Raw genomic sequence first — 19243 nt, forward strand, 5'->3', positions numbered from 1 at the left:
TGTACATCGTATAGTTTTTTGTGTTTGGGGATTGTTCTTCTGGCGTCTGCGCGGGCTGGCCTCGATGGCCGGCCCCGCACTTTTTTCTTCCCCCAAGAAAATGCCGGCTGAAACGCAAGAACCCCGTGCGTCCCGGCGATACCGGGTATTGCCACACCGCTCAGACGCCAGAAGAACCACCCCGCATCACCCCCAAGATGTCACACAACCACTCCAACATCCCAAGAATATTTCCAATATTGACGGCATCTTGCCAACCCTGTAGGGTAGGCGGACACTGCATGCGGGTCGATCGTCGAAAAGGAAGAACTTCGATGGCATATCTCCAGTGCAAGCTCCCCAGGCCGCCGTAGCGCCTGAGCGCGTTATAGCCCTACAAAACGCCATCAGGAGCCTGACCGTGAGTTATCTCGTCGACCGCCTCAAGTACTTCACCCGTGCCAAAGAGTCATTCGCAGATGGACACGGCAGCGTAGTCAAAGAAGACCGCAGCTGGGAAAAGGCGTATCGCGACCGGTGGCAGCACGACAAGATCGTGCGCTCGACCCATGGCGTGAATTGCACCGGTTCCTGTTCATGGAAAATCTACGTGAAGGGCGGCATCGTCACGTGGGAAACCCAGCAGACCGACTACCCCCGCACGCGCGCCGACATGCCCAACCACGAGCCGCGCGGCTGTTCGCGGGGCGCATCGTATTCGTGGTACCTGTACAGCGCCAACCGCATCAAGTACCCCATGCTGCGCGGCCGCCTGGCGCGGCTGTGGCGCGAAGCCCGCAAGACCATGGCGCCGCTGGCCGCGTGGGAACACATCTGTACCACTCCTGGCCTGGCCGATGACTACAAGCACATGCGCGGCATGGGCGGATTCGTGCGCGCCGGCTGGGACGAAGTCAACGAGCTGGTGGCGGCCGCCAATGTCTACACGATCAAGCGCTATGGGCCGGACCGCATCATCGGGTTCTCGCCGATCCCGGCCATGTCGATGGTCTCGTTCGCCGCGGGCAGCCGGTACTTGTCGTTGCTGGGCGGCACCATCCTCAGTTTCTACGACTGGTATTGCGACCTGCCGCCGTCCAGCCCCCAAACCTGGGGCGAACAGACCGACGTAGCCGAATCAGCCGATTGGTATAACTCCAGTTTCATCATCATGTGGGGCTCGAACGTGCCGCAGACGCGCACGCCAGACGCCCACTTCATGGTCGAGTCGCGCTATCGCGGCACCAAGATCGTGTCGATATTTCCCGATTACGCCGAGGGCGCGAAGTTCGGCGATGTGTGGCTGCATCCCAAGCAGGGCACCGATGCCGCGCTGGCGCTGGCCATGGGGCATGTGATCCTCAAGGAATTCCACCTGGAAGGCAAGAGCGAATACTTCCGCGAGTACTGCCGCCAGTATTCCGACATGCCGTTCCTGGTGCGCCTGGTGCGCCAGGGCGACCGCTACGTGCCCGAACGCATGCTGCGCACTTCCGATTTTCCCGACGGGCTGGGCCAGGCCAACAACCCTGACTGGAAGACCGTGGCTTATGACGACGCCACCGGCCAGATCGTGGTGCCGACGGGCTCTATCGGCTTTCGCTGGGGCCAGCAGGAAGGCGGCGACCAGGGCAAGTGGAACCTGGATGCCAAGGACGCGCAAGGCAATCCGGTAAAGCTGCGCATGTCGCTGGTGGGCAGCCACGATGAGGTCGTGCCGGTGGCGTTTCCGTACTTCGGCGGCCGCCAGCACGATTACTTCCAGGGCACCGACCATGCCGAGGTGCTCGAGCGCAATATGGCGGCGCGCCGCTTGCAAACCACCGAAGGCGAAGTGCTGGCCGTTACCGTGTACGACCTGCTGATGGCCAACTACGGGCTGGACCGCGGCCTGGGCGGGGCCAACGTGGCAACCTCGTATGACGACGACGTGCCCTACACGCCGGCCTGGCAAGAGCGCATCACGGGGGTCAAGCGCGACGATGTCATCACCGTGGCACGGCAGTTCGCGCTGAACGCCGACAAGACCCAGGGCAAGTCCATGGTGATCTTGGGGGCGGGCCTGAACCACTGGTATCACATGGATATGGCCTACCGGGGCATCATCAACCTGGTGGTGATGTGCGGCTGTGTGGGGCAGTCGGGGGGCGGCTGGTGCCACTACGTGGGCCAGGAAAAACTGCGGCCCCAGACGGGCTGGACCACGCTGGCTTTCGGGCTGGACTGGTGCCGCCCGCCGCGCCACATGAACGGCACGTCGTTCTTCTATGCGCATACCGACCAGTGGCGCTACGAACGATTGAAAGTGTCCGAGATCCTGTCGCCGCTGGCCGACCCGGCGGCCTTCCAGGGATCGCTGATCGATTTCAACGTGCGCGCCGAACGCATGGGCTGGCTGCCGTCGGCCCCGCAGTTGCAGACCAACCCGCTGCAGGTGGTGCGCGACGCGCGGCAGGCCGGGCAGGAGCCCGCCGCCTATGCCGTGCAGGCGCTGCGCGACGGGCGCCTGAAGCTGTCCTGCGAAGACCCGGATCATCCCGACAACCACCCGCGCAATATGTTCGTGTGGCGCTCGAACCTGCTGGGCTCGTCGGGCAAGGGACACGAATACTTCCTGAAGCACCTACTGGGTACCGAGCACGGCGTGCAGGGCAAGGACCTGGGCCAGGCCGGCGAGGACAAGCCGCAGGAAGTCGCCTGGCACGACGAAGCGCCGCGCGGCAAGCTCGACCTGCTGGTGACGCTGGATTTCCGCATGTCGACCACCTGCGTGTATTCCGACGTGGTGCTGCCCACCGCGACCTGGTACGAAAAGAACGACCTGAACACCTCGGACATGCACCCGTTCATCCACCCGTTGTCGGCGGCCGTGGACCCGGTGTGGGAATCGCGCAGCGACTGGGAAATCTACAAGGGCATCGCGCGCGCGTTCTCGGCCATCGCCGAAACCGAACTGCCCGCCGCGCAAGACCTGGTGCTGACGCCCCTGCAGCACGACAGCCCGGCCGAACTGGGCGACCCCCACGCCGTGCGGGACTGGAAGCAGGGGCAGGCCGAGATGATTCCCGGCAAGACCATGCCGTCGATGGCGGTGGTCGAGCGCAATTACCCCGGCCTGTACAAGCAGTTCACGTCCCTGGGACCGCTGACGCGCAAGCTGGGCGTGGGTGGCAAGGGCATCAACTGGCAGGCTGGCGAAGAATGCGACCTGCTTGGGCAACTGAACTACCAGGTGGCCGACGAAGGCGTCAGCCAGGGCCTGCCGCGCCTGGACACCGACATCGATGCGGCCGAGACCATCCTGACGCTGGCGCCCGAGACCAACGGCCACGTGGCCGTGAAGGCCTGGCAGGCGCTGTCGGCCGTGACGGGGCGCGACCATGCGCACCTGGCGCTGTCGCGCGAACACGAAAAAATCCGCTACCGCGACCTGCAGGCGCAGCCGCGCAAGATCATCTCGTCGCCGACCTGGTCGGGCCTGGAATCGGATCACGTCAGCTACAACGCCGGCTATACCAACGTGCACGAGCTGATTCCCTGGCGCACCCTGAGCGGCCGCCAGCAGCTCTACCAGGACCACACCTGGATGCGGGCCTTCGGCGAATCGCTGTGCGTGTACCGCCCGCCGGTGGATACCAAGTCGATCACGCCCATGCTGGAAGAACGCTACGGCAACGGCAATCCGCAGGTGGTGCTGAACTTCATCACGCCGCACCAGAAGTGGGGCATCCATTCCACCTATACCGACAACCTGATCATGCTGACGCTGTCGCGCGGCGGACCGATCTTGTGGGTATCGGAAAAGGATGCGGCCAAGGCCGGGCTCGTGGACAACGACTGGATCGAGGCCTACAACGTCAACGGCGCCCTGGTGGCGCGGGTGGTGGTCAGCCAGCGCGTGCCGGAAGGCATGACGATGATGTACCACGCGCAGGAAAAGATCGTGAACATGCCGGGCTCGGAAATCACGGGCGCGCGTGGCGGCATCCACAACTCGGTGACGCGCGCCGTACTCAAGCCCACCCACATGATAGGCGGCTATGCCCAGCTGTCGTACGGCCTGAATTACTACGGCACGGTAGGTTCGAATCGCGACGAGTTCGTGATCGTGCGCAAGATGAACCAGATCGATTGGCTGGAAAAGCCGCGTGCGGCCCAACCCAGCACCACCCAAGTTTAAGCACCGGAGACAACCATGAAAGTACGTGCGCAGATTGCGATGGTGCTGAACCTGGACAAGTGCATCGGCTGCCATACCTGTTCGGTAACCTGCAAGAACGTCTGGACCTCGCGCGGCGGCATGGAATACGCGTGGTTCAACAACGTGGAAACCAAGCCGGGCATCGGCTACCCCAAAGACTGGGAAAACCAGAAGCGCTGGAACGGCGGCTGGAAACGCACCGCCTCGGGCAAGATCGAGCCGCGCCAGGGCGGCAAGCTGCGGCTGCTGGCCAATATTTTCGCCAACCCCAACCTGCCCGAGATCGACGACTACTACGAACCGTTCACCTTCGACTACGAGCACTTGCACAATGCGCCAGAGTTGCAGGCCGCGCCCACGGCGCGGCCGCGATCGCTGATCACCGGCCAGCGCATGGAGAAGATCGAATGGGGCCCGAACTGGGAAGAGATCCTGGGCGGCGAGTTTTCCAAGCGTTCGCAGGACTACAACTTCGAGGACGTGCAGAAAGACATCTACGGGCAGTTTGAAAACACCTTCATGATGTACCTGCCACGGCTGTGCGAGCATTGCCTGAACCCCAGCTGCGTGGCGAGCTGTCCGTCGGGGTCGATCTACAAGCGCGAAGAAGACGGTATCGTGCTGATCGACCAGGACAAGTGCCGCGGCTGGCGCATGTGCGTATCGGGCTGCCCGTACAAGAAGATCTACTACAACTGGCAAAGCGGCAAGGCCGAGAAGTGCATCTTCTGCTATCCCCGCATCGAGGCCGGCCAGCCCACGGTCTGTTCCGAGACCTGCGTGGGCCGCATCCGCTACCTGGGGGTGCTGTTGTATGACGCCGACCGCATCGAGCAGGCGGCCTCCGTGCAAGACGAAAAAGCCTTGTACGAGGCCCAGCTGGAGGTCTTCCTGGATCCCGAAGACCCGGCCGTGATCGCCCAGGCGCTGGCCGACGGCGTGCCCCAGGGCTGGCTGGATGCGGCGCGCCAGTCACCCACCTACAAGATGGCGGTGCAATGGCGCATTGCCTTCCCGCTGCATCCCGAATACCGCACCTTGCCCATGGTCTGGTACGTGCCGCCGCTGTCGCCGATCCAGTCGGCCGCCAACAGCGGGCATGTCGGCGCCTTTGGCGAGATACCTGACGTGAAGTCGCTGCGCATTCCACTGCGCTACCTGGCCAACATGCTGACCGCGGGCGATGAAGCGCCGGTGGCGCTGGCGCTGGAACGCCTGCTGGCCATGCGCGCCTTCATGCGGGCCCGCACGGTAGACCGGGAAGAACGCCCCGACATCCTGCGGCAGGTGGGCCTGACCACTGCCCAGGTCGAGGACATGTACCGCTACCTGGCGATCGCCAATTACGAAGACCGCTTCGTCATCCCCACCTCGCACCGCGAGTATGCCGAGGACGCCTTCGACATGCGCGGCGGCTGCGGCTTCTCGTTCGGCAACGGCTGTTCGGGCGGCGTGTCCGAAGGCAGCCTGTTCGGCAGCAAGCCGCGCGGCAACGCGCAGCAGGTGGTGTTCATGGAAGTGCAGCGCGACAAGATGCCGGGCTAGGGAAAGGGCAGCCATGACGAATGCTTCTTTCCCCCCAGCCGGCCCGGCAATGCCCGGCATGCCGGTGTACGGCGTGCTGTCGGCCCTGCTGTCCTACCCGGACAGCGAGCTGGTGGCGGCGCTGCCCGAGCTGCAGGCCGCGCTGGACGCGCGGCAGCGCGCGCAGTTGGCGCCGCTGTTCGCCCTGCTGGGCGGCAGCGGCGACCTGATCGCCCTGCAAGAGCAGTACGTCGCCACGTTCGACCGGCGCCCCGCGCACTCGCTGCACCTGTTCGAGCATATCCACGGCGAATCGCGCGACCGCGGCCAGGCCATGGTGGACCTGCGCGAAGAATACCTGCGCCACGGGCTGCTGCTGGACACGTCCGAACTGCCCGACTATGTGCCGCTGTTCCTTGAGTTCCTGGGGCAGATCGCGCCGGCCGACGCGGCGGCCTTGCTGGGCGATGCCATTCATGTGCTGGCGCGCATCGGCGGCAAGCTGGCCGAAGGCGGCAGTCCCTATGCCGCCGTGTTCGGCGTGCTGCGCACCCTGACCGATACTCAGCCGCAGCCTTTGCCCGAACCGCCGGAAGGCGAGATGGAAGAAACCATGGTGACGTTCGGCCCCGGCGCCGATGGCACCGAACCGGCGCTGCGTGCCCGCACCCAGGCGGCCCAGCCCGTGCATTTCTACGAAACCGATCCCCGGCGGGCGCAGGCGGCGCCCGGGCCCGCGCAAGGAGAGCGAGATGGCTGATCATGTGCACTATTTCTTCTTCGGCGTGTATCCCTACATTGCCCTGGCGGTGTTCCTGTTCGGCAGCCTGGCACGCTTCGAGCGCGAACAGTACACCTGGAAAAGCGATTCCAGCCAGTTTCTGAAGCGCGGTGCGCTGCGCTGGGGCAGCAATCTTTTCCATCTGGGCATCATCGCGCTGTTCTTCACGCACCTGGTCGGCCTGCTGACGCCGCCGGCGGTGTACCACGCGCTGGGCCTGTCCACGCATGCCAAGCAGGTGATGGCCGTGATGGTGGGCGCAATACTGGGCGTGGTGTGCCTGGCGGGCCTGTTGATCCTGATCTACCGGCGCCTGTCCGAGCCGCGCCTGGTCGCGACATCGCGGTTTTCCGATTGGCTGACGCTGTTCTGGATTCTGATCGTGCTGTCGCTGGGCCTGCTGTCCATCCTGACCTCGGCCAAGCACGAAGACGGCGCGCTGATGGTGCTGCTGGGCGAATGGGCGCAGCGCATCGTCACCTTCCGTTCCGGCGCGGCCGACATCATGCAAGGCGTGCCGTGGGTATATCAGTGGCACATGGTGATGGGCATGACGCTGTTCCTGATCTTTCCATTCACGCGGCTGGTGCATGTATGGAGCGGCTTTGCATCGCTGGGCTATCTGACCCGCGCCTGGCAACTGGTCCGGTCGCGCTGATTCCGGGGGGAACATGATTTCTGTAAATGGCATCACCATCGACGACACGCGCCTGCAGGCCGAGCTTGCCCGCCATCAGCACGAAACCGATCCCGTGCAAAGCGCCGGCCATGAACTGGTGCTGCGCGAACTGCTGCTGCAACGGGCCCGCACGCTGGGCGTGGCCCAGGATGACGAAGAGGCTTGCGTGCAGGCCGTGCTGGCGGCCGAGGTGCGCACGCCCGAAGCCGACCTGGATGCCTGCCGCCGCTACTACGAGCAGCATCCCGGCCAATTCATGAGCGGCGCGCTGGTCGAGGTGTGGCACATCCTGTTCCAGCTGACGCCGCGCGTCGACCCGCAGCGCCTGCGCGCGCGCGCCGGCGAAGTGCTGCAGGAAGTGCATGGCGCGGCCCCCGACGCGTTCGCCGGCTACGCGCGCCAGTATTCCAATTGCATGTCGGCCCAGGAAGGCGGGCGATTGGGCGACGTGGGCCGCGGCGAGACCTTGCCTGAATTCGAGCAGGCGGTGTTCGCCATGCCGGCGCACACGCTGCTGGACCATCTGGTGCAGACGCGCCACGGCTTTCACATCGTGCGCACGGGCCGCAAGGCCGATGGCACGCTGATGGCCTTCGACACGGTGCACGCGCGCATCGCCGCCTGGCTGGCGCAGGCTTCCGAACGCCGCGCCACGCATCAGTACCTGCAATGGCTGGTGGGGCAGGCCCGCATAGAGGGCCTGGACATGCCCGGCGCCGATTCGCCGCTGCTGCAGTAAGCCGATACCTATTCGTCGACGGGAGAGCACGATGAACGACAACCGCCCCAGGGCCTATGCGGTGTTGTACAGCAGCACGTTTGCCTTCATGGTGTGTTTCGTGGTGTGGATGATGTTCGGCGTGCTCGGTATCCGCATCCGGCAGGAATTGGGGCTTAGTGCCTTCCAGTTCGGCCTGTTGACTTCCACTCCGGTGTTGACGGGCGCCATCTTCCGCCTGCCCCTGGGGCTATGGACCGACCGCTACGGTGGGCGCGTCGTGATGACGGTGCTGCTGGCCGGCTGCGCGATTCCGGTGTACCTGGTCAGCTTTGCGCAAGCGTTTTGGCAGTTCCTGCTGATTGGGCTGTTCCTGGGGTTGGTGGGTGCTTCGTTCGCCGTGGGCACGCCATATGTGTCGCGTTTTTTTTCTGCCCAGCGCAAGGGCTTCGCCATGGGTTTCTTCGGCGCCGGCACGGTGGGGGCGGCGGTCAACCTGTTCATCACGCCGATCTTGCTGGAAACCTACGGCTGGCGGATGGTGCCCAAGATCTACGCGGTGGCCTTGCTGGCGACGGCGGTGGGGTTCTGGTTCGTGGCCGCGCCCGACCCGGGGGCCGGGAAAACCGGCGGCAAGCTGGCCGACCAGTTCAAGGTGCTGAAGAACCCGCGCGTATGGCGCTACTGCCAGTACTATTCGATCACTTTCGGGGGCTTCACGGCCCTGTCGCTGTGGATTCCGCAGTACTTCCAGGCCGAGTTCGGCCTGACGCTGGTGGCCGCCTCGGCGCTGGCGGCGGGCTTTTCATTGCCCGGCGCGGTGCTGCGCGCCGTGGGCGGCGGCCTGGCCGACCGCTTCGGCGCACACAGAATGACCTGGTGGTGCCTGTGGGTAGCCTGGGTCTGCCTGTTCATCTTGTCGTACCCCAACACCACGCTGACGGTACAGACGCTGCACGGGCCCGAGGCTTTCCACATCTACCTGCCCATCTGGCTGTTCACCCTGCTGTTGTTCGTGCTGGGCGCCATGTTCGCCTTCGGCATGGCGTCCACCTTCAAGTACGTGGCCGATGATTTCCCCGACAACATGGGGGTCGTGACCGGCATCGTGGGCCTGGCCGGCGGGCTGGGCGGGTTCCTGCTGCCGCTGATGTTCGGGGCCATGGCCGACCTGCTGCAGATCCGCTCGAGCTGCTTCATGCTGCTCTATGGCGTGGTGTGGGTGTCGTTGATCGTGATGTATATCTCCGAGGTGAAGAAGGTGCAGATCTCGGGAGAAGTAGCGCGCAGCTGACGTGCCCGCGCAAGACCGGCCCAGGTGTCAGGCTCCGCAGGTGCCTGACACCATCGTGTGGCAAGACTGTCTCAATCGTATGGTGTCAGGCACCCTGACGGGAGCCAGACCCCTGGCAGCAGCCGCCCAGGACCGGCCCAGGTGTCAGGCTCCGCAGGTGCCTGACACCATCGTGTGGCAAGACTGTCTCAATCGTATGGTGTCAGGCACCCTGACGGGAGCCAGACCCCTGGCAGCAGCCGCCCAGGACCGACCCAGGTGTCAGGCTCCGCAGGTGCCTGACACCAAAGTGTGCAGCGACTGTCTCATTCGTATGGTGTCAGGCACCTTGACGGGAGCCAGACCCCTGGCAGCAGCCGCCCAGGACCGACCCAGGTGTCAGGCTCCGCAGGTGCCTGACACCATCGTGTGGCAAGACTGTCTCAATCGTATGGTGTCAGGCACCCTGACGGGAGCCAGACCCCTGGCAGCAGCCGCCCAGGACCGGCCCAGGTGTCAGGCTCCGCAGGTGCCTGACACCATCGTGTGGCAAGGCTGTCTCAATCGTATGGTGTCAGGCACCCTGACGGGAGCCAGCCCCCTGGCAGCAGCCGCCCAGGACCGGCCCAGGTGTCAGGCTCCGCAGGTGCCTGACACCAAAGTGTGCAGCGACTGTCTCATTCGTGCAGTGCCAGTCACCCTCGCGGCAATAGCGCAGCCTGGCGCGTCTCAGATGGGACCGCTCGCGATGCCCGCGTGTACATAGATGCCATAAGCGTCGCGCCGTGCCGCGTCATCGTTGCCCATGGCGAGATACAGCATGTGCAGGTCCAGCATCGTGGCGGGAGCCATTCCCATGCGTTCACGATAACTCGACCAGGGATAATTTTCTGCCGCCGCAACGATTTGTGCACGCACTGGGTTCAGTTCGATATATCGGCAGCATTCCAGCAGGTATCGCTCTTCATCGATCACCCTGGACTTGAACCGGGCTTCCCAGATCGATCCCGTTGTCTGTTTGCGCGCATTCCATCGCCGGGTAGCGCCGCCTGCCAGATGTTGCATCAGGGTGGAAAGTGAATCGGGATCGGCTGCGGGCGTCAACAGCAGATGCACGTGGTTGGGCATCAAACACCAGGCATGTAGCGCCACGGATAACTGCGCCGCGTGGTACTGCAAGTCGTGCAGGTAAGTACGGTAATCAACGGCTCGTTCGAAGACCACCTGGCGCCGATGGCCTCGCTGAACGATGTGGTGGGGCTGGTGCGCAAGAAGAATACGACGTGGTCGAGGCATGGTCTGCATGGAAAACAGAACAGTGCTGACAATAGTGCCTGGGCGGATTGGTGTGTTGCTGGTAGAGGCGGATTTGTCCGGGCCAAAATGCGGGCGCGCAGCTGACGTGCCCGCGCAAGACCGACCCAGGTGTCAGGCTCCGCAGGTGCCTGACACCAAAGTGTGCAGCGACTGTCTCATTCGTATGGTGTCAGGCACCCTGACGGGAGCCAGACACCTGGGCCTAGCAAGACGCGCGCAGCGCTTCGGGGGTGGGACTCTTTCACTTCAAGACTTGGCCGTGGCCGATACGGCGCGCAGGTATTGCACCGGCCAGCCCGCTTCTTCGTCGAGCTGCGCCGCCGCCCGCAAGGGCCAGTACGGGTCGCGCAACAGTTCGCGCGCCAGCAGCACCATGTCGGCCTGGCCGCGCTGCAGGATGGCTTCGGCCTGGTCGGCGCGAGTGATCAAGCCCACCGCCGCCGTGGCGATATCCGCCTCGCGGCGGATCTGGTCGGCGAAAGGCACCTGGTAGCCTGGCTCGGCCTGCCCTTGCGATCCGGGCACGATCGATCCGCTCGAGCAATCCACCAGGTCCACGCCCAGCGCCTTCATGCGCCGCGCCAATTCCACTGATTGCGCGACGTCCCAGCCGCCTTCCAGCCAGTCGGTGGCCGACAGTCGCACGAACAGGGGCAGCTCTTGGGGCCAGGCTTCGCGCACGGCGGCCACTACCCGCAGCGGGGCTCGCACGCGCGCGTCGAACGATCCGCCGTAGGCATCCGTGCGCTGGTTGCTCAAGGGCGACAGGAACTGGTGCATCAGGTAGCCGTGCCCCATGTGCAGCTCGACCACCTGCATGCCGATGGCCCGGCTGCGCTGCGCGGCCGCGGCGAAATCGTCTACTACCTGGGTGATGTTGGATTCGGTCATCTCGCCGGGCAGCGGGTACGCGTCATTGAAGGCCACGGCGCTGGGCGCGCGCACCGGCCAGCCGCCTTGTTCCGAGGGCACGGCCTGGCGGCCCTGCCAGGGAACTTGCGTCGAGCCCTTGCGGCCGGCGTGCGCCAACTGGATGGCGGGCACCGCGCCTTGTTCGGCAACGAACTGCGCAATGGGCGCCAGAGCGGCGGCGTGCGCGTCGCTCCAGATGCCCAGGTCGGCCGGGCTGATGCGGCCCGCGGCCGACACGGCCGAGGCTTCCACCATGACCATGCCCGCGCCGCCCACCGCGCGGCTGCCCAGGTGCACCAGGTGCCAATTGCTGGCCAGGCCGTCGTGGCAGGAATACTGGCACATCGGCGCCACGCCGATGCGGTTCTTGAACGACACGCCACGCAATCGCAGCGGAGTAAACAACAGGCTGGGCATGCTCAATTCACAGTAACGTGGGCATCGCGCACGACCTGGCGCCATTTCCCGGTTTCGCTGGCAAGGTATTGTCCGAACTCGGCCGGCGTGCCGCCGCGCGGCTGCAGCCCCATGTCGGCAAAGCGCTTGCGCAGCGCGTCGCTGCGCAAGGCGCGATTGACCGCCTGGTTCATGGTGTCGACCACCGCGGCCGGCGTATCGCGCGGCGCCACCATGCCATACCATGGCGTCACATCGTAACCGGGGGCGCCGGCTTCTGCCAGCGTGGGCACGTCGGGCAATACCGGCACGCGTTCGGGGCTGGTCACGCCCAGCGCGCGCACCTGGCCCGACTCGATGCGCGGCAAGGCGGCGCCGACACCGTCGATCATCACCGCGACGCGGCCCGGGATCAGGTCGCTGTAGGCGGGGGCCGTGCCTTTGTAGGGCACATGCGTCATGTCCATGCCGGTCATGTAGCGCAGCACCTCGGTGGCCAGGTGCGCCGAACTGCCCGCGCCCGCCGACGCATACGACAGGTCGCCTGGATGCGCCTTGGCGTAGGCGATCAAGTCGCCCAGCGTCTTGAACGGTGACTGAGCGCTGGCCAGCAGCACGTGCGGCGCCGCCGCCACCAGGGCCACCGGGGCGAAGTCGCGCAGGTTGTCGTAGGGCAGGTTCTTGTGCAGGCTGGCATTGACGGCCAGTACGCTGAAGGGCGCCATCATGTAGGTATAGCCATCGGGCGCCGCCTTGGCGGTGGCGTCGGCGCCGATGATGCCGCTGGCCCCGGGCCGGTTCTCCACGATCACTTGCTGGCCCAGTTCGCCCGCCAGTTGCTCGGCGACCGCGCGCGTCATCAGGTCCAGTGTGGCGCCGGCCGAGAATGGCACGATGATGCGTATGGGATGTTCGGGGTAGGCGGCGCGGGCGGCGGGCAGCGTAGCGCCGGCGGCAATCAGCAGGCAGGCGCAGGCGCGCAGCAGCGCGGCCCACGGCCGTGGGAATGGCAGATTCATCTTGGCTCCTCTTGGAAGCCCCGGCACCATGCCGGGGCCTGCGCGCCTGTGGCCGGCGCTGTTCCGGGCGCAGTATAGGTAGGCGCCGGGCGCCGGCATAGGGCCGGATCAAGAACTTGATGTTTCCAGCGTGGAAACTATCCGGGCCCGATGCCGGTCCAGTCGGGCCGGCTGAACCATGCTTTCAGGAAGTCCAGGAAGGTGCGCACGCGCAGCGGCAGATTGCGCCGGCTGGGGAACACGGCGTAGATGTCCAGGCCGGTGGGGCGGTATGCCGGCAGCACGATATCGAGCCGTCCGTGGCGGATGTCGTCGGCCACCATGTAGGTGGGATGCATCGATATGCCATGGCCCAGCAGCGCCGCATGGCGCAGCGGTTCGCCGAAATTGGCGCGGATGGTGCCGCCCACGCGCACCGAGCGCGGCGTGCCCTTGGCGTCCTGGAAGGTCCAGGTATTGGTGGGCGCCTTCAGCGCATGCACCATGCAATCGTGTTCGGCCAGGTCGGCCACGCTGGCGGGGCGCCCGCGGCGCTTCAGGTAGCCGCGGGTGGCCACCAGCACCTGCGGTGCCACCGCCAGCCGGTGTGCCATCTGGCTGGTGTCTTTCAGGCCCGAGGCAATGCGCACCGACATGTCCAGCCCTTCGGCCACCAGGTCGGTGCGGCCATCGTCCAGGTACAGCACCGCCTGGATATCCGGATGCGCCGCGGAAAACGCCGTGATCACCGGCACCAGGTGAAAGGCCCCGAACGACGGGGGCGTGCCCACCCGCAACATGCCCTTGGGTTCCTTGGCCGAGCGCCGCGCCGCGGTTTCGACGGTTTCCACCCGTTCGAGCAGTTCGCGGCCGTTTTCAAGCAAGGCCAGCCCGGATTCGGTCAGGCTGACGCTTTTGGTGGTGCGCATCAATAACTGCACGCCCAGGTGATGCTCCAGCCAGTTCACGTGCTTGGTCACGTTGCCCTTGGCCATGCCCAGGCGCTGCGCGGCGCCCGAGAAGCTCAGGCCCTGGGCCACTTCGATGAACACTTCGATGCAGCGCAGCTTGTCCATGGGTGGCGTCCGTTTGTTTTCAATTGGGAAACGATAAATTCCCGTTCCGATTCTATCCCGGCCTCGGGCGCGTCGATACACTGCCCCTCGATTGCCGGTGCCGGTTGCCGGCTCCGTATCCCGCTGATGCCGACATGCAGACTGAATCGAACCGCTACATCCACCAGGCCATGCGCACCCGCCTCGTGTTCGGCGCCGGCGTGCTGGCCGAGGCGGGGCGCGAGATCGCCGCGCTGGGCTGTAGCCGGCCCTTGTTGCTGGCCAGCGGCCGTTCGCGTGCCATGCCGGCCCATGCTCGGCTGCGCGAGGCCTTGGCCGGCATGGATTGCGCGGAAAGCGGCGACGTGCCCGCGCATTCGTCGCCCGGCACGGTGGTGGCCGTGGCGCAAGCCCTGGCCCGGCACGGCGCCGATTGCCTGGTGGCTTTCGGCGGCGGCAGCGTGGCCGACACCGCCAAGGCGGCGGCCTTGCTGGCGGCCGAAGGCGGCGAACTGGCCTCGCATGCCACGCGATTCACGCCGCCCGCCAGCGTGCACATGCCGCCGCTGCTGCGCACCAAGCTGCCCATCGTGGCTGTGCCGCTGACGGCGTCCGGCGCCGAAGTCACGCCGTCGTTCGGCATTCGCACCGAGGCGGGCGAGAAGCTGATGTTCTGGGATGCGCAACTGGCCAGCCGCGTGGTGCTGCTGGACCCGCAATTGAACGCCGCCATGCCCGCGTCCGTGATGCTCGAGACCGGCATGAACGCGCTGGCCCATTGCATCGAGGGCTTGTATTCCACTCATGGATCGCCCATCGCCAGCGCGCTGGCCCTGGACGGCGCGCGGCGCCTGCGCAGCGCCTTGCGGCATGTGGCCGCCGCGCCGGCCGATGTGGCGGCCCGTGGCGAACTGCTGGTGGCCGCGCACATGGCCGGCATGGTGCTGGCCTCGGCGCGCAGTTGCCTGCACCACGCGCTGTGCCATGTGCTGGGGGCCACCACCGGCGTGGCCCATGGGGCGCTGAACGCGGTGATCCTGCCGCATGCGCTGCGCTACAACCTGCCCGCCGCGCGCGAGCCGCTTGCCGCGCTGGCGGCGGCCTGGTCGGCAGGCACGCGGCCCCAGGCCGCCATCGAGCAGGTGGCTGCGCTGCAGGCCGAGCTGCGCGTGCCGCAACGGCTGCGCGACCTGGGCATCGCGCGCGACGTGCTGCCCCAGGCGGCCCGGCGCACCCTGCACGAGCGCGGCCTGGCCTGCAATCCGCGCCGGGTGCGCGGGGCGGCCGAACTTGAAACCTTGCTGGATGCCGCCTGGTAGCGGCAGCGGCCAGTCATATATGGAGAGAGCAATGAACATTGTCGAAAGCGGATACAGCCTGGGCGCGCGGGTGGAAGGCCTGGACCTGTCGCAGCCCATGGCGCCGGATACCTTCAGCCAGGTCGAGCAGTTGCTGGGCCGCCATGGCGTATTGAGTTTTCCGGGCCAGGACCTGACCCCGGCGCAACTGAAAGCCTATGCGCAGCAGTTCGGCACGCTTGAGGTCAATGTGGCCAACAGCTATCAAGAGCCGGACCTGCCCGAAGTGATGATCCTGTCGAACCGGGTCGAGAACGGCAAGCCGGTAGGCCTGGCCGATGCCGGGCAGGATTGGCATACCGACATGTCGTACAGCCGCATGATCGCCTTCACGAATATCCTGTATGGCGTCGAGATCCCGATGCGCGATGGCGAGCCGCTGGGCTGCACCGAGTTCTGCAATATGCATGCGGCCTACGACGAACTGCCGGACGAACTGAAGCAGCAACTGGACGGCATGACAGTGCTGCACGATTTCAACAAATTCTGGGAACGCATGCGCCAGGAAAAGGGCAGCACGCGCCCGCCCTTGACCGAGGCGCAGCGCCGCGCCAAGCCGCCGGTGTCGCACCCGATCTTCCTGACGCATCCCATCACCGGGCGCAAGGTGCTGTACGCCAACCCAGGCTATTCGATGCGCATCAACGAACTGCCGCCCGCAGAAAGCGACCGCACGCTGGACTTCCTGTTCCAGCACCAGTTGCAGGACAAGTTCCGCTACCGGCACCGGTGGAGCGTGGGCGACGTGCTGATGTGGGACAACATGGGCACCATCCACAATGCGGTGGCGGACTATGCGCCGCACGAACACCGGCTGATCAAGCGCTGCCAGGTGATGGCCGACCGCTACTTCGGCGAGGCCGCGCCATGAAGCTGATCAGTTATCGCGCCGGGGGCGGCCGCCCGTCGGTGGGGGCCGTGCTGGACGGCCGCGTGCTCGACCTGGCCGATTGGCTGGATGGCGTAAGCCCCGACCCCGCCACGCAGGCCTGCCTGGCGCAGGCCGGCCTGCTGCCGGCCGCGCACGGCATGCTGCGGCTGCTGCAGGGCGGCCCGCAGGCGCTGGCCGACCTGCAACGCCACCTGGCCGGCCGCCAGCCCGCCGATGGCGCGGCGCGGCTGGCCGACCTTGAATTGCTGGCACCCGTGCCCCGTCCGGGCAAGATCGTGGCGGTGGGGCGCAACTACGCCGACCATGCCAAGGAAACCGGCGTGGCTCCGTTCGAGCAGCCCCGTATCGTCAGCAAATTGCCTTCCAGTGTCTGCGCGCCGGGGCGGGCCGTGCCGCGGCCGGCCGGCGTGGCCAAGCTGGATTTCGAGGCCGAGCTGGCGGTGGTGATCGGCCGCCCCGCGCGTGCCGTGGCCGAGGCCGACGCGCTGGCCTGCGTGGCCGGCTACACCGTGCTGGACGACGTCAGCGCGCGTGAGTTCCAGTTCGATGTGTCGCCGGCCCAGACCACTTTTGCCAAAAGCATGGACAGCTTCGCGCCCATGGGCCCCTGGCTGGTGACTGCCGACGAAGTCGGCGACCCGCAGGCGCTGACGGTGCGCAGTTGGCTGAACGGCGAACTGATGCAGGACGCCAGCACGGCCGACATGCTGTTCCCGGTGGCCACGCTGATTGCCTACGTGTCGCGCTTCATGACACTGGAACCCGGCGATGTGCTGGCCACCGGCACGCCGGCCGGCATCGGCGCCTTCCGCGATCCGCCTGTCTATCTGCAGCCGGGCGACCGCCTGCGCATGGAAGTGTCGCGCGTGGGCGTGCTGGAGCATTCGATTACCGCGTAAGGCCACGCAAGCGCTTGCGCATTACCAGGACATATCGCCAAGACCCATTGCCAAGTTGTACCCCGGTGCTTGCGCACCGCCATAACAGCAACAACCGATAAGGAGAGACCCATGAGGAGACCCATGATCCGGGCGGCCTGTGCCGCCTTGTTTGCCGCAGCAGCGCTGCCCGCCGTTTCAGCGGCGGCCGACAGCTATCCCACCCAGCCGGTACGCATGATCGTCGGCTTTGCCGCGGGCGGTCCCACCGATGTCATCGCGCGCCTGCTGGCGCAGGACATGAGCCGTACGCTGGGCCAGTCGGTAGTGGTAGAAAACAAGACCGGCGCCAATTCGCTGATTGCCACTCGCGAAGTGGCGGGCGCCCCACCCGATGGCTATACGGTGTTGTTCGCCTCGTTGTCGCACAACGTCAACTGGCTGTTGCTGGGCGAGAAGGCAGGCTACGACCCGCTGAAGAGTTTCGCGCCTATTTCCAATGCCGCATCGCTGCCCATGGTGGCGGTCACCGCCTACGATTCGCCCTTGCGCTCGATGAAGCAACTGATCGAACAGGCGCGCGCCAAGCCCGACAGCATCAGCTATGGCTCGGCTGGCAATGGCGGCTCGGCCCACCTGGCGGCGGCCATGATGGGCACCATGGCCGACCTGAAAATGATCCACGTCCCTTTCCGTGGCAATGGCCCGGCGCTGACCGAGGTGATGGCGGGACGGGTGTCGTTCATGTTCTATCCCATCATCGGGGTGGCCGAGAACGTGCAGGCCAAGCGCGTGCGGGTGCTGGCGCAGGGCAGCCCCGAGGCCGGCGCCGATTTCCCGGGCGTGCCCGCCATGTCCGACATCGGTTTTCCCGACTTCCAGGACACGGCGCCCTGGGTCGGCCTGCTGGCCCCGGCCGGCGTGCCCGACGCGGTCGTGCAGAAGCTGAACCAGGCCATGGTGCACGCGCTGGAACAGCCGCAGATACAGTCGCGCATGAAAGACCTGGGCGCCTTGCCCATCGGCGACACGCCGCAGCAGTTCCATGACTTCCTGGTGCAAGACCAGAAACGCTGGGCCGCCGTGATCAAGGCGGCGGGCATTTCGGCGCAATAGGCGGTGCGATGACTGCAGCAAGCCGTGCCCAGAGTATCGAAGACTTGCGCCGCGCGGCGCGCCGCCGCCTGCCGCGCGCCATCTTCGATTTTTTCGATGGCGGCGCCGAAGATGAACTGGCGCTGGCGGCCAATCGCGCGGCTTTTGCCCGGCTGCGCCTGGCGCCGCACGCGCTGGTGGATGTGTCGCAAGTGCGGACGCAGGCCCAGGTGGTGGGCGGCCCGGCTGCATTGCCCTTGGCCGTGGGCCCCACCGGCGCGGTGGGCTATGGCCGCCCCGGCGGCGATATCGCCATCGCGCGCGCCGCAGCGGCGGCGGGCGTGCCGTACACCTTGTCCACATCGGCCACCGCTTCGATCGAGCAGATCGCCGATGCCGCGCCCGGCCGTTTGTGGTTCCAGGCCTATATCCTGCGCAACCGCGAATTGCTGGACACATTGATCGCCCGCGCCCACGCCGCCGACTACGAAGCGCTGATGATCACCGTGGACTTGCCGGTGGGGGGCAAGCGCGAGCGCGACGCCCGCAACCATTTGTCGTTTCCGTTTCGCTATACCGCCCGCAACCTGCTGGATTTCGCCAGCCGGCCGGCCTGGGCGATGGGCGTGCTGCGGCGCGGCCTGCCTGTCATGGAAAACCTGAAAGGCCTGGAGGCCCCGGCCGCCAGCGCGACCCGGCTGGCCTCATCGGTGGGGCGCAGCTACGACCCGTCGTTCGATTGGACCCGCCTGCAGGCAATACGCGATGCGTGGCCGCGCAAGCTGATCGTGAAAGGCATCTTGCGTCCCGACGACGCCGAACGCCTGGCGGCATTGGGGTGCGATGCCGTGGTGGTATCGAACCACGGCGGGCGCCAGTTGGACAGCGCCGCGGCCACGCTGGACGCCTTGCCCGGCGTGGTGCGGGCCGTGGGCGGACGCGTGCCGGTACTGGTGGACGGTGGCGTGCGCCGCGGCGCCGACTTGCTCAAGGCGCGCGCGCTGGGCGCGCAGGCCGTGCTGGTGGGCCGCGCCACGCTATGGGGCGCGGTGGCCGCGGGCCAGCCCGGCGCCGAGCGCGCCCTGGCCATCTTGCGCGATGAACTGCAGCGCACCATGCAATTGTGCGGTGTCTGCCAGGTGGCGGATATCGGCGCCGACCTGCTGTTCCAGGGCTGACCCGGCCGG

The 19243-nt window shown here is 66.3% G+C and carries 15 protein-coding genes; 11 read left to right on the forward strand and 4 right to left on the reverse strand.

Translation table 11 applies throughout. The annotated features are described in order from the left end of the window. The first annotated feature begins 400 nt into the window (after window positions 1–400). From KW845_RS13525 to KW845_RS13550, 6 genes are read left to right on the forward strand one after another with little or no spacing between them, the layout of a single operon-like run. Window positions 401–4159: a nitrate reductase subunit alpha gene (locus KW845_RS13525; protein WP_218369729.1), complete on the forward strand. Its 3759-nt coding sequence runs from the start codon at window positions 401–403 to the stop codon at window positions 4157–4159. Window positions 4160–4174: 15 nt separating this feature from the next. Beyond that, on the forward strand, window positions 4175–5725 hold the full coding sequence (gene narH / locus KW845_RS13530; protein WP_218369730.1) for a nitrate reductase subunit beta: 1551 nt from the start codon (window positions 4175–4177) through the stop codon (window positions 5723–5725). Window positions 5726–5738: 13 nt separating this feature from the next. Beyond that, window positions 5739–6464, forward strand: coding sequence for a nitrate reductase molybdenum cofactor assembly chaperone (gene narJ / locus KW845_RS13535; protein ID WP_370628213.1), 726 nt, complete (start codon window positions 5739–5741; stop codon window positions 6462–6464). Further along, window positions 6457–7143, forward strand: coding sequence for a respiratory nitrate reductase subunit gamma (gene narI, locus KW845_RS13540; protein ID WP_218369731.1), 687 nt, complete (start codon window positions 6457–6459; stop codon window positions 7141–7143). Before narJ ends, narI begins: the two co-directional genes overlap by 8 nt. A gap of 13 nt (window positions 7144–7156) precedes the next feature. Further along, complete coding sequence (locus tag KW845_RS13545; protein ID WP_218369732.1) at window positions 7157–7903, forward strand: peptidylprolyl isomerase; 747 nt, start codon at window positions 7157–7159, stop codon at window positions 7901–7903. A 31-nt stretch (window positions 7904–7934) separates the two neighbouring features. Next, window positions 7935–9176, forward strand: a complete 1242-nt coding sequence (locus KW845_RS13550; protein WP_218369733.1) for a nitrate/nitrite transporter — start codon at window positions 7935–7937, stop codon at window positions 9174–9176. A 708-nt stretch (window positions 9177–9884) separates the two neighbouring features. Here KW845_RS13550 and KW845_RS13555 read toward each other — a convergent pair. The 4 genes from KW845_RS13555 to KW845_RS13570 all read right to left on the reverse strand — a co-directional run bounded on the left by KW845_RS13555 (window position 9885) and on the right by KW845_RS13570 (window position 13854). Beyond that, on the reverse strand, window positions 9885–10460 hold the full coding sequence (locus KW845_RS13555) for a transposase (protein ID WP_218369734.1): 576 nt from the start codon (window positions 10458–10460) through the stop codon (window positions 9885–9887). A 258-nt stretch (window positions 10461–10718) separates the two neighbouring features. Beyond that, a complete protein-coding gene (locus tag KW845_RS13560) occupies window positions 10719–11801 on the reverse strand; it encodes an NADH:flavin oxidoreductase/NADH oxidase (protein WP_218369735.1) in 1083 nt (360 codons plus the stop codon). A gap of 2 nt (window positions 11802–11803) precedes the next feature. After that, window positions 11804–12799: a tripartite tricarboxylate transporter substrate binding protein gene (locus tag KW845_RS13565; RefSeq protein ID WP_218369736.1), complete on the reverse strand. Its 996-nt coding sequence runs from the start codon at window positions 12797–12799 to the stop codon at window positions 11804–11806. 137 nt (window positions 12800–12936) lie between these two features. Further along, the gene (locus KW845_RS13570) at window positions 12937–13854 is read right to left on the reverse strand and encodes a LysR family transcriptional regulator (protein ID WP_218369737.1); all 918 of its coding nucleotides are present in this window, start codon (window positions 13852–13854) and stop codon (window positions 12937–12939) included. Window positions 13855–13988: 134 nt separating this feature from the next. Here KW845_RS13570 and KW845_RS13575 point away from each other — a divergent pair, with 134 nt between their 5' ends. The 5 genes from KW845_RS13575 (at window position 13989) to KW845_RS13595 (ending at window position 19234) form a co-directional block, all read left to right on the forward strand. Next, a complete protein-coding gene (locus tag KW845_RS13575) occupies window positions 13989–15152 on the forward strand; it encodes an iron-containing alcohol dehydrogenase family protein (protein WP_218369738.1) in 1164 nt (387 codons plus the stop codon). Window positions 15153–15183: 31 nt separating this feature from the next. After that, window positions 15184–16062 carry a TauD/TfdA family dioxygenase gene (locus KW845_RS13580; RefSeq protein WP_218369739.1) on the forward strand — a complete coding sequence of 293 codons (879 nt, stop codon included), beginning with the start codon at window positions 15184–15186 and terminating at the stop codon, window positions 16060–16062. Continuing rightward, on the forward strand, window positions 16059–16982 hold the full coding sequence (locus KW845_RS13585) for a fumarylacetoacetate hydrolase family protein (RefSeq protein ID WP_218369740.1): 924 nt from the start codon (window positions 16059–16061) through the stop codon (window positions 16980–16982). The genes KW845_RS13580 and KW845_RS13585 overlap by 4 nt, the downstream gene beginning before the upstream one ends. 111 nt (window positions 16983–17093) lie before the next feature. Further along, on the forward strand, window positions 17094–18077 hold the full coding sequence (locus KW845_RS13590; protein WP_218369741.1) for a tripartite tricarboxylate transporter substrate binding protein: 984 nt from the start codon (window positions 17094–17096) through the stop codon (window positions 18075–18077). An 8-nt stretch (window positions 18078–18085) separates the two neighbouring features. After that, window positions 18086–19234 (forward strand): alpha-hydroxy acid oxidase, encoded by a 1149-nt coding sequence (locus tag KW845_RS13595; protein ID WP_218369742.1) that lies wholly within the window; start codon window positions 18086–18088, stop codon window positions 19232–19234. The last annotated feature ends 9 nt before the right edge of the window (window positions 19235–19243 follow it).

Origin of the sequence: Bordetella sp. BOR01 (assembly GCF_019218885.1) — a bacterium.
Classification (GTDB): Bacteria; Pseudomonadota; Gammaproteobacteria; order Burkholderiales; family Burkholderiaceae_B; genus Bordetella_A.